At 40.5% G+C, this 11867-nt stretch carries 11 protein-coding genes and 1 tRNA gene; 3 read left to right on the top strand and 9 right to left on the bottom strand.

Features of this window, described 5'->3' with window-relative positions:
* Positions 1 to 374: 374 nt before the first annotated feature.
* The 4 genes from AOG26_RS16465 to AOG26_RS16450 form a co-directional block, all read right to left on the bottom strand.
* Positions 375 to 1550: a mandelate racemase/muconate lactonizing enzyme family protein gene (locus AOG26_RS16465; RefSeq protein ID WP_054552450.1), complete on the bottom strand. Its 1176-nt coding sequence runs from the start codon at positions 1548 to 1550 to the stop codon at positions 375 to 377.
* A 9-nt stretch (positions 1551 to 1559) separates the two neighbouring features.
* Positions 1560 to 2327: a class II aldolase/adducin family protein gene (locus tag AOG26_RS16460; protein ID WP_054552449.1), complete on the bottom strand. Its 768-nt coding sequence runs from the start codon at positions 2325 to 2327 to the stop codon at positions 1560 to 1562.
* Between the two features lie 129 nt (positions 2328 to 2456).
* Positions 2457 to 2780, bottom strand: a complete 324-nt coding sequence (locus AOG26_RS16455) for a c-type cytochrome (RefSeq protein ID WP_054552448.1) — start codon at positions 2778 to 2780, stop codon at positions 2457 to 2459.
* 103 nt (positions 2781 to 2883) lie between these two features.
* Positions 2884 to 3423: a DUF2058 domain-containing protein gene (locus AOG26_RS16450; RefSeq protein WP_054563501.1), complete on the bottom strand. Its 540-nt coding sequence runs from the start codon at positions 3421 to 3423 to the stop codon at positions 2884 to 2886.
* 232 nt (positions 3424 to 3655) lie between these two features.
* On the opposite strand from AOG26_RS16450, the gene AOG26_RS16445 reads away from it, so the two are divergent.
* Positions 3656 to 4792 (top strand): MFS transporter, encoded by a 1137-nt coding sequence (locus tag AOG26_RS16445; protein ID WP_054563500.1) that lies wholly within the window; start codon positions 3656 to 3658, stop codon positions 4790 to 4792.
* Here AOG26_RS16445 and AOG26_RS16440 read toward each other — a convergent pair.
* Both AOG26_RS16440 and AOG26_RS16435 read right to left on the bottom strand, forming a co-directional pair.
* Complete coding sequence (locus AOG26_RS16440) at positions 4759 to 5259, bottom strand: prolyl-tRNA synthetase associated domain-containing protein (RefSeq protein ID WP_054563499.1); 501 nt, start codon at positions 5257 to 5259, stop codon at positions 4759 to 4761. The two genes, AOG26_RS16445 and AOG26_RS16440, sit on opposite strands and share 34 nt — an antisense overlap.
* The gene (locus tag AOG26_RS16435) at positions 5260 to 5646 is read right to left on the bottom strand and encodes a hypothetical protein (protein WP_054563498.1); all 387 of its coding nucleotides are present in this window, start codon (positions 5644 to 5646) and stop codon (positions 5260 to 5262) included.
* Positions 5647 to 5811: 165 nt separating this feature from the next.
* On the opposite strand from AOG26_RS16435, the gene AOG26_RS16430 reads away from it, so the two are divergent.
* Positions 5812 to 5887 (top strand) — tRNA-Ala (locus tag AOG26_RS16430).
* Positions 5888 to 6045: 158 nt separating this feature from the next.
* On the opposite strand, the gene AOG26_RS16425 is transcribed toward AOG26_RS16430, so the two are convergent.
* On the bottom strand, positions 6046 to 7293 hold the full coding sequence (locus AOG26_RS16425) for a glutamate-5-semialdehyde dehydrogenase (RefSeq protein ID WP_054563497.1): 1248 nt from the start codon (positions 7291 to 7293) through the stop codon (positions 6046 to 6048).
* Entirely contained in the window at positions 7290 to 8396 is a 1107-nt protein-coding gene (gene proB / locus AOG26_RS16420; RefSeq protein WP_054563496.1) for a glutamate 5-kinase, read from the bottom strand. Before proB ends, AOG26_RS16425 begins: the two co-directional genes overlap by 4 nt.
* Before the next feature lie 909 nt (positions 8397 to 9305).
* On the opposite strand from proB, the gene AOG26_RS16415 reads away from it, so the two are divergent.
* Positions 9306 to 11165, top strand: a complete 1860-nt coding sequence (locus AOG26_RS16415) for a cation:proton antiporter (RefSeq protein ID WP_054563495.1) — start codon at positions 9306 to 9308, stop codon at positions 11163 to 11165.
* Between the two features lie 47 nt (positions 11166 to 11212).
* Here the strand turns inward: AOG26_RS16415 and AOG26_RS16410 are convergent, their stop codons facing one another.
* Complete coding sequence (locus AOG26_RS16410) at positions 11213 to 11821, bottom strand: tetratricopeptide repeat protein (RefSeq protein ID WP_054563494.1); 609 nt, start codon at positions 11819 to 11821, stop codon at positions 11213 to 11215.
* Positions 11822 to 11867: the final 46 nt, after the last annotated feature.

The raw sequence follows: 11867 nt of genomic DNA, 5'->3' as shown, positions 1-11867 counted from the left end.
TAAAATAGGCACAATTACATTAGTAAAGTGAAACAAGAATGTAAATTAAAAAACACAAATATATTACAAAAAAACCATATTTATTAGAACCAAGGACTAAATGTAACTTTATGTAATCACAGGGTTTTAATCTGTATAATTTCAGAAACATAAACAATACGGAGGTGGATTATATTAAAAACATCAAAATAAACCAAACCATTAACATTAAAACTAGCAAACTTAGATTCGGCATTCAGCTTAAACATACCTATTATTTAATAAAAAAGCCTAATATATAAATATTAACAATTACATTTTTTCACAAAAAAGGCCCTAACGGGCCTTTTTCAATATTCAACATTAAATTTTAACTCTGATATTGTGAATTAGTATTACTTAATCTCAACACGTTGTGAGCGCATAACGACTTCATCATTTAATTCAATACCGATACCTGGCTCTTCTGATACTTGGAAGAAACCATTTTTAGGTTGTGGATCTTGAATACACAATTCACGGTTCCATTTTTTAATCGCATAGGTGTGATGTTCGTGAATTAAGAAGTTAGGAATTGCGGTTTCTAGGTGTAACGAAGCTGCAGTTGCTACTGGGCCGCCACACACGTGAGCTTGAATACGCACATCAAAGATATCAGCATAATCACACACTTTTTTAGTTTCAGTGAAACCACCACACAGGCCTAAGTCTGGCTGTAATACATCAATACTTTGATCTTCTAAGTAAGGACGCACACCCCAGCGGTTATACAAACGTTCACCACCTGCAATTGGCACCGCTACTTTGTCAGCAACTTTTGCATGTAATGAATGATTTAAGTAATTCACAGGCTCTTCGTAATACATACAATCGAACTCTTCAGCAATTTCACCAATTTGAATTGCTGATGTTGCGCCAGGTAAACTGTGACATTCAAAAATAATGTCAACTTCGTCACCGACTGCTTCACGAATAGCTTGCATACGCGCGCGATATAATTTCATTTCTGCACGAGAAATAATATTAGTGCGGTCATAATAAGTATTGCCGTTTTTATCGTACTGGATTGGGTCAACTTTTACCGCATCATACCCTTCAGCCATCGCCTTAAGCGCTGCTTCTGCGTATTCTTCTGGGTGAACAAGCGCTTTAAATTCGCTGTCCCAGTCAAACTGTAATTGTGATGCATAAGTACGCAGCTTATCGTTAACTTTACCACCTAATAACTGGTAAACAGGCAAGCCTAATGCTTTACCTTTAATATCCCAAAGTGCAGTATCAATGGCGCTCATTGCTGCATATACAACAGGACCACCACCTAAACCCCAAAAGCTTTCGCGTAGCATTCGTGACCACAGTTTTTCTGTTTGAAATGGGTCATGACCAATTAAAAAGGCATCAGCCATTTCTTTGATCATTGCCGCAGCTGCGCTATGACCTAAATCATAAGCCAGACCCGCTTCACCCACACCGCTAATACCTTCATCGGTGTGAATACGCACAAAAACAGGTGTCCAAGCAGGTCTGTCTGGACAATGAATATCGAACACTTCGACGCGATTAACTTTCATGGTTACTCCTTACTGAGCAAAACTAGGATCAAGACGATAAGCTTTACGTAACATGGCTGGCCAAGCTAACTGGCCACCTGTGCTGCCGCTATGCACGACATTCGCTTGATTATAAATATTATCGATAATAGGTTGTGGTACCGGGATTGCCGTTTGACCACTGGCTTGAATAGCCAATTGAATTTCACAGGCACGCTGCAAATCATAAAATCGCATAAAGGCATCTCCCACTGTTGGGCCAACAGTTAAGCCACCGTGGTTAACCAATAGCATGTGATTAGTGGTGCCTAAATCATCTTGCAAGCGCTTTTTCTCATCACTGTTTACCGCTAACCCTTCGTAGCCATGATAAGACAATGATGGCAATGAGAACATTGAGTATTGGCTAAGTGGTAACAGGCCTTTTTCTTGCGTTGCAACGGCGATGGTTTCTTTTGTGTGTAAATGAATAACACAGTGAGCGTCATCACGAACTTCATGAATAGCGCTGTGAATAGTGAAACCAGCCGGATTAATTTTAAATGGCGTGTCATCAAGAATATTGCCTGCTAAATCGACCTTCACAAGGTTTGATGCCGTCACTTCATCAAAACTAAGACCAAATGCATTAACTAAATAATGATCTGTGCCCGGTAAACGTGCCGATAGGTGGGTATAAATTAAATCCCCCCATCGAAAGTGCTCAACTAAACGGTAACATGCTGCTAAATCAACACGAAGCTGCCATTCTTGTTCAGATACTTTATTTTTTAAATCGAGTTTTGGTAAGTCAAACATGGAAAACCTTGTATATGTGACACTGCACAAATAGATGTATAGAAGTCTAAATTACTATTAATGGATGATCAATAGGTGATACAAAAAGGCCACATCAATTGATGTGGCCTTTTCACGCTAAAATGGTGTTTATTTTACTTGTGATAAGTAATCAGCAATTGCAGCCATTTCTTCTTCAGATACGTTTGCAACCATTGCTTTCATCGCAGCAGCCATACCGTTGCTACGCGCACCTGATTTAATGTCTTTCATTTGTGCTAGTAAGTACTCTTTATTTTGACCATTTAATTTAGGGTACTGAGGCATGATAGGCGCTTTACCTTCTGCACCGTGACAAGTTTGGCAAAGCTTAGCTGTGTAAAGTGTTGCACCATCCGCAGCCATAGTGTTGAAAGATAGGCTTGCAGCCATTGCAATGCCAGCCCCACATAAAATTTTCGTGATCTTGCTCATTTGTATCTTCTCTTTTTTGACGGGTTATTAAACATTTTCTTTAGTGTAGACCATGATTTAACAATATTGCACCCGAAAATTGTAACGGCAATAGAAACAGTCACTACCAAATTAAATCATCAGGTACTTCAAAATCAGCATACGGATCATCTTCATCCTTTTGCTTATCTTCAGGCTCAACATGGAACACTATGTAGTCTTCGCTGACTTCAGCGACTTTTCGTGCTGGTTCGTCTTCCAGTACAAAAAATTGGCCTTCTAAAACACAAATTGCTAAACGGCCACCAGCTAGGGCCTTTTGTGTTTTTTCGTTTACTTCGAGCTCTTTCACTTTATTTTGATAAGTGAAGTTAAATGTACGGTCACCACGAATTTCATCTTGATTGTGATGCTCTAAAATCTGCTTAACGCGCGCTACTTGCTCACGTTGCTTTTGCTCTTCTAAACGCGCTTTATTAAGCTCGTCGGCTTTTTTCTGCTGCTCAAGCTTAGTCTGCTCAATATGCTTTTGCAGATCGCTAGGATTACTCGTGGCGCCTTTCTTTTTTTTCTTTTGCTGTTTGCGCTTTTCAGATTTGGCTACTTTAGCTTTATGTGCCGTAGTAAGACCAGCCTTAAGTAATTGATCTTGTAATGACCCCATGACGAAATTCCAATTTATTAATGCGTATTAGGGTTATTTTAATCAGCTCTGCCAACAAATAACAGTACTGAGCCCACTTGATTCACAGCAATCGAGTATATTGATGTGAGATTAACACGCGATGAAATCATGACATATTGATTTAACGCAAGATTTATCATTTTAGTCGCCTTTGAACTTGTAAAAAAACCTGTACCCGATAAGCTAGGGCTTTTCCTCTTGGGAGCTAAAAATGCAGCTGCGACATTTGTTACTTTGCTCTGTGTTTATTTTCTTTGTTTTATACGCCCCACAACCCTTACTTGGATTATTTGCCAGTCATTTTTCTGTATCGCCAGCCACTGCTGGTAGCTTAATGACCGCAACTATGTTGCCACTAGCAATTGCTCCTTTAGTGTATGGCTTGTTTTTAGCTAAGCGAAACCCACTAACAATTCTAAAGATTGCCATGTTTGTGTTAGCAATCAGCTGTATCGCTTTTACTTTAGCACCAAGCTTTGAGTTGCTATTACTGGTTCGTTTTATACAAGGGATCACCCTACCCGCAGCGCTCACTGCCATGACCAGTTATATTGGTGTGACTTTTCAGGCTGACCAATTACAACGTAATATGACACTTTACATTGGCAGCACCATTGTTGGTGGCTATTTCGGACGTATGCTCGCCGCCTTGTTTACTGACTTTTTGAGCTGGCAAAGTTTTTATTATGTGATTGCGCTTGGGTTAGTACTATTTGCACTCGCCATTCCTAAATCAAACAAAGGTGCGAGTATTCATGCTGCAAAGTCTCCGCTGTTGTATCTAAAGCAATTAAAAGATCCGCTGGTATTAAAGCTCTACGGAGCGGTGTTTTGTATGTTCTTTTGTTTTGCGGCACTGTTAAATTATTTACCTTTCATTCTGCAAGACAGTTTTGCTATCACTAACACCCGAGACATCGGACTGGTTTACAGCGGTTATTTGCTTGGTGCACTAGCTTCCATAGCCACACCTTGGTTGTTACGAAAGTCATCAACACCTTGGCGTTTACTAACCTGGGTTTTTGTATTTTATAGCCTGACAATGGTGCTATTGATGAGCCAACAGTTATTACTTTTTGTTATTGCTTTTACTGGCTTTTGCGGTGCAATGTTTGTTATCCACTCAAGTGCCGCTCCACTGGTAAATAAAATCAGCAGCGCACCTGCAAGTGTCACCAATGGCGGTTATGTATCGTTTTATTATAGCGGTGGCGCATTAGGTTCATTATTGCCAGGGCTGGTATATCAGCAACACGGCCAAGTTGCCTTTATGACCGTGCTACTTTTAGTCTGCTTAGTGGGTTTAAGCTTAGTTTATTTGGCAGGTAGAAATACGATACGCGGTTGATGCCCGGTACTTTCAAAAAACAGCTCTAAGTCATCTTTTTTCATCAGCCAAGTGGCGGTATTTTCAAAAGGGTGACAATGAAAAAGCTCGTTAAACCAAATTTCTTGGTCTAGCCAAAGAGTGACATTATTTTGCTTATCGTTTAACAGTGCCAACATAGAAACACAGCCCGGTGGCACTTTAAGATAACGCGCTAATCGCTCATCAGATGCAAACCCTAAACGCGATAACCCCTGCTGCTGAGCAATGGCTTTTAAGTCGAGTTGTTTGTCGTGAGCGGTGATCACTAAAAAGTGGCGCTTACCTTCGTTATCTCGTAAAAACAGGTTTTTTAAACGTGTGCCCGGTCTATCGAGCATAAACTTATCGGCATCTAAGCTGCCGTGTAATGGTGGATGCTCAATCACATCATAATTAATATCTAATTGAGCTAGCGTAGCAGCTAACTTGCTTTTATCTGCATACATTTACAAACAACGTCCTCGTAATTGCACACTTAAATCACGCCATAATACTTCGTCAATAACGTGTTTATCGTCGCAGTATTGTCGTTCTTTAAGCTCTTCATTTAATAATTCAACCGCTTGGTCTTCCAGCATAAGTTTTAAATTGCTCGACTCTTCAAATACTTCTTGCTCGGCAAAATCTTTAAACTGCCTGCGTGTCATTGGCTTATCAAGATTAATCGGGCGTCTGCCCTGTGCTTTAACTGACACCACATAGGCAAAGATTTTATTGCCTTGCTCATCATTTTTTTCGTAAAACTGCTTATTATTGATTTCAAAAGGAGGCGCTTCTTGTTGGCTTGCGCAACCGGCAAGTAAAACAACCAAAAGCCATGCTATTTTTTTCATTATTGGATAAGCCTTGAACAGTGAATGCGCTTTAGTCTACCAAAAATAAAACAACAGAGTAAAAAATCGAACATTTTAAAAAAAATACTTGACCACAAATGCAAAAATATTTAAAGTTCACCCCGCTTGAGACGCAAGACTTAAGCATCCTGTATTTAGGAATGTGGGGCTATAGCTCAGCTGGGAGAGCGCCTGCCTTGCACGCAGGAGGTCAGCAGTTCGATCCTGCTTAGCTCCACCACTTTCCTACCTCTCTTTAGGCAATCTGCCAAATAGTTAATAAAAACCAATAGAATCTAAATTAAAGCGACTTTATTAGTCTTTCTGCTGTCTTCGTTTTATTTTAAACACAAAAAAACCGAGCAAAGCCCGGCTTTTTAAGCAATTACTTTTTAGTGATTATTCACGAATTTGGCCTTCGCCATTCACTAAGTATTTTTCAGTTGTAAGTGACTCTAGACCCATTGGACCATAAGCATGTAGCTTAGTTGTCGCAATACCAATCTCAGCACCTAAACCTAACTGTGAACCATCAGAAAAACGCGATGACGCATTAACCATTACCACAGATGCATCCACACTGCGTTGGAATAACTGCGCTGCAGCTTGGTCTTTAGTACAAATCACTTCAGTGTGGTTTGAACCAAATTTAGCAATATGATCAATGGCACCAGCAAAGTCAGGCACAACCTTGATTGCGATTTCTAAATCTAAGTACTCTTCACCAAACTCGTCGTCAGCAAGTAGTGTTGCGTTATCAAAGTACTCGGCAGCTTTCGCATCTGCATTTACTTTTACGCCTTCTTGACGAAGAACAACTGCACACAGGTTTAAAAACTCATCAGCGATATCTTGGTGAACCACTAAGCCTTCTAGGGCATTACACACACCAGTACGCTGAGTTTTACCATTTAATAGTAAATTGATTGCTACATTCAAATCAGCGTCTTTATCAACATAAAGGTGACATACGCCTTTAAAATGCTGAATCACTGGAATGGTACTGTTTTCTGTTACAAAATTAATTAAACCTTCACCACCACGCGGAATGATTAAATCAATTGTGTCACGCTGTTGCATCAACTCCATGAGTAGACCACGGTCTGGATCTGGGATTACTGAAATCAACGCAGCTGGTAAACCATGCTTTTCAAGTACTTTATGCATTACGCTCGCGATTGCTTGCGAGCTACGTAGTGCTTCTTTACCACCACGCAAAATAACACCATTACCCGATTTAAAGCATAGAGCGCCTGCATCAGCCGTCACATTTGGACGTGCTTCATAAATCATACATACAACACCCAATGGTACGCGCATCTTGCTGATCTTAATACCATTTGGACGTTCTGAAATTTCACGTAATTGACCAACAGGATCATCAAGGCTAACAATTACTTCGATGCCTTCTGCCATTGCTTCAATACGCTCATCGTTAAGCGTTAAACGGTCAATCATCGATGCAGCAAGGTTGTTATCACGTGCTGCCGCTAAATCGCTTTCGTTCTCTTTGATGATAAAAGCTTTGCTTTCACGTAGCGCCTCTGCCATCTCAGTTAAAACTTGATTCTTAGTAGCAGTATCAAGTAAAGCTAACTGGGTTGCAGCTTTTGCAGCTTGACTCGAAATATCCGTAATTAAACTCATGACTTCTCCAATAATGCGATATCTTTTTCTGAAACAACTGGGCCGATTGAATCTTGCATTTTTTCGCTAAATTCACTTTGCTCGTTGTCAGCAATAAAATTCAATAAACAGCTACTGTAATTCGCTGTGGCTTTTGCTAGACGCGTACCATCATCACTACGGACTAAAATGGTATCGCCTACGCCAAATTCTCCGTGTACTGCAACGATTTCATCGCTACGAATACAACCGTCTTCATCTTCTAATGATTCATCAAATGAACCTTCAACGACAACCTCACCTTGCTCATTTGCTGTGTGAGTCATCCAATGCACTGCTTCTTGCATTGGTTTTTCGTATGGTGTGAAGATAGTACCTGGGTTGTCACCCGCTAGCAGTCGGTTAAATGTCTCTTCTTTAAAACCATTTAAAATAAAGGTTGTAATACCATGTGAAGTGGCTTTTTCAGCCGCTTCAATTTTTGTTTTCATACCACCTGTACCAACGGCACTGGTTGCACAACCGGCCATGGCATAAATTGACTCATCAATGCTTTCAATTTCAGGTAACAACACTGCATCTTCATGTAAATTCGGGTTTTTGTCATAAAGACCATCAACATCCGAAAAAATCATCAATGCATCTGCATCAGCAGCTGCAGCAACCATTGCCGACAAGTTATCATTGTCACCAACTTTTAAATCGTCGGTTGTTACCGTGTCATTCTCATTGATGATAGGTAACACACCATGCTCAAGTAAGGTGAAAACAGTTTCACGAATACTTGTGTAACGCTCACGGTCACGTAAGTCACCATGAGTTAATAAAATCTGTGCTGATGGGAAATCGAAGAAGCGATCCCACATCGCCATCATTTCTGTCTGACCGGCAGCAGCCATTGCTTTTTTCATCGTCACTGAACGCTTTTCTTGTTCAGGGAATAAATGCGAACCAGCAGCTACCGAACCCGATGATACTAAAATAACTTCGATACCTTGCGCTCGACAGCGAACGATGAACTGTGCAATGGTCAGTAAATAACGTGAGCGACACCCGTCTTGTTCGGGTGCGATTAATGCGCTACCTACTTTTAGTACTATACGTCGCCAATTTAACTTTTGCATAACTGTTCAACTTTCCATTTTACTATCTGTTCAGTGCCAATTTGCCACTGATTAAAAGACTCGCGCTTAGCTTTACTAAACGCACTGACTATTATCACTTTGCCAAACCACTTATCTATGCACACGACTACGCCACGCAAGTACTGCGATTAGATATAGCACAACTTTTATTCAGTCAGTAGACCAAACGGTTATAAACCATAAGTTGATAAAAAAAGATAAGTGTTGTTTATGTATCGCTGTAAAAAGCTGTGTGCGGCTTTTATTAATAACAACATACATAGAGCCTATACAATCTGGTACACCAGCAGATAGGGTGTAGATTGTATGACCGAGATTTAGCTGCCACGATGGGAGCTAAACATTGACCAGATAATGAACTTATATTCTATTCAACACGTAATAAATATGTACTGAACAACTTAGAGCTCATTTCTATTTAATTAGAAAACAAAGCGTATAAAACACTAATAATGTCGCAAACAAGTATCTTTTCAAAAAGCTAAGCTACAAAGAGTGTCTTTAAAGCCAATAACTATTTAGATATCAAATTGTTTGAACACGAACTATAATACGGGAAATCAGGGGCAAAGATCAAGTGCAAAAAGTAGTCATAACTTTTATACTTACCATAAACATAGAAAATATACATTTATTAACAGTACCTTAGGCGTGCAATTTTATTGTGTAATAATTTTTAACGAGCCTAGCAGGGTTTAATTTCATAAACACACCCAAAAAGTATTAATAACGACTAAAATCGTATTTGAAGCAACGAGTTTGCTTGTATCCATGACGGTGAGTAGGCTTTAATAGGCAAGCATTATTTTAATAATGTCAGCAACTAATGACGCGATTATCTAAGGCGTTGGCATTTTAAATTGTAGTAACTAAAGGATAATTCATTCTATGTCAGCAATTTTTATAGCAGGGATCGCCTTGTGCTCAGTATTGGCACAATGGATAGCTTGGGCGTTTCGTGTACCGGCTATTTTATTTTTACTACTAACAGGTTTAATTCTCGGGCCTTTTAGTGGCGTGTTAGAACCAGATGCACTGTTGGGAGATTTATTATTCCCAGTGGTTTCTTTAAGTGTGGCCGTGATTTTATTCGAAGGTTCACTCACTCTGCACTTTCGAGAACTCAAAGGGATTGGCAAGGTAGTTCGTAACCTTTGTTCAATAGGCATGATCACAACTTGCTTAGTAATAAGCCTTAGTGCCTATTGGATTTTAGAACTTAATTGGCGTGTTGCCGCTGTACTTGGTGCGGTACTTGTTGTTACTGGCCCTACGGTTATTGCACCGCTATTAAACTCTATGAGACCAAACCAAGACATAGACCGTATTTTACGTTGGGAAGGCATCGTAATAGACCCTATTGGTGCCTTGTTTGCTGTATTGGTATTTGAAGCTGTTATGCTGGTAGGCCAAGGCGAAGTACTAAGCCATACTATTATCGCGTTATTTAAAACTCTCGGTGTAGGTTTAACCATTGGTGTGGTTGCAGGCTGGCTTACAACGCTGCTTATTCGTAGAGAATGGCTGCCGTTTGAGTTACACAAGTTTGGTATTCTTGCCTTAGTACTCATTAGTTTTACGGTTTCAAACCACCTAAGCCATGAATCTGGCCTACTCGCTGTTACCGTGTTTGGTATTTGGCTTGCCAACCAAGACGAACTTGAAATTGACTCTGTACTTGAGTTTAAAGAAGACCTTTCGATGATCTTGATTTCATCGTTATTCATCTTACTTGCTGCCCGCCTACAGTTATCAGACTTAATGATGTTACATAGCGATGTGTTTATTTTCTTAGCCATCGTGTTATTCGTAGCCCGTCCTGCGTGTATCGCAATATCGACTTTTAAAACCGATTTACCACTTAAGTCTCGCTTAGTTCTGGCTTGGATTGCGCCAAGGGGTATTGTTGCAGCGGCGGTTGGTTCAGTATTTGCGTTAAGTATGGTGGAAGCTGGCATTGCCGATGCAGAGAAAATTGTGCCACTTATCTTCACGGTGATCATCGTGACTGTGGTACTGCAAAGCCTGACAGCAACGCCATTAGCAAAGTTATTAAAAGTACGTCAGCCAGCGCCAAATACCATTTTGATTATTGGTGCAAACCATGTGGCCCGTGCCATTGCTTGCGGCTTAAAAGATCAAAACATTCCCGTGCACTTATCTGATCCTGCATGGGAGAACTGCAAAATGGCACGCATGGATGGCTTACCTTGTTACTATGGTAATCCACAGTCAGAGCATGCTGAGCGTTATTTACCATTAACGACGATTCGTAGCGTACTCGCGCTTTCGCCTAACCGTCACCACAACGCATTAGGCGTGCAGTATTTCTCGCATTTACTTGACGAAAAAGATGTATTTTCACTGCGTTCTTCAACCAACCACGCTAAAGCAAATAAAGACAGTGCGACCTTCTTATCGCGACAAATCCTGTTTGGCGACAATGGCGCTTATGCGCGCTTAAGTAGCTTAATTGCCAAAGGCGGCAAGGTCAGTGCAACACGTATTTCTGAAGAGTTTAGTTGGGAGCAATACAAAGACGTTAATAGCGAAGCTATCCCGCTGTTTATTTTAAATGGTGAGAAAAGTGATGATGACGATTCACCTATTAAAATTCGCCCGTTCACTACAAATATGGAAAAACCTCCACAAGTAGGTGAACGTATTGTGGCACTTCAACCGCCTAAACTATCGGTGCTAAAAGACCCGAATAACGGCAAACTAAAAGAAAATAAAGAAGAGAAATAAAAAAAGGCCAGCATTAGCTGGCCTTTTTTATATGTATTTATATTTACCTACATAGGTAAACGGGCGCGTGCAACGACGCTGTCTGGCATTTTTTCGGCAAGCTTAGCGAGTAAATTTTCGACTTTCTTGTGAGTTGCTTTATCGGCAACCATTGAATGAAATAACCAACGGTAGGCATCTTCATAATCGCGTGGGCTGCCATAACCTTGATTAAATAGGTTAACCAGTCGCATTTGTGCCTTTAAGTTGCCTTGGGCTGATGCTTCTCGTAAATAGGTTACCGCCATCGCTTTATCTTGCTGCACTAACTGGCCTACATCGTAGTAGCGACCAAGTTGCTCTAATGCCGCGCCTAGCCCTTGTTGAGCAGCCTGACGCATGTAATAGACCCCTAACTCTACATTACGGTCTACACACACAGCATAAGCTAGCATATCGCCATACAAGAACTGATACGATGGCAGTGCCATTTTATTGGCTCGCGCTTCGATATCTTGCACTAACTGGCAATCATCTGCCTTTACACGTGCTAGGTGTGCATTTTTATTGATCAAGCCAATTAACTCGCTCTCTGTGTACAGAGGCACAGCTGTTATAGGCTCTTCAGCCATGCTTAGGCTTGAGAAGAGTAATGTTAAAGGCAATAAAACACGCATCAAAATCACTTAAATAAAGTCAGTCTTAGCAAATAATATACAATTA

The sequence above is a fragment of the Pseudoalteromonas sp. UCD-33C genome (assembly GCF_001306895.1).
GTDB lineage: Bacteria > Pseudomonadota > Gammaproteobacteria > Enterobacterales > Alteromonadaceae > Pseudoalteromonas.
The sequence above is the reverse complement of the archived record's forward strand: the minus strand, read 5'-3'. Positions and strand labels throughout refer to the sequence as shown.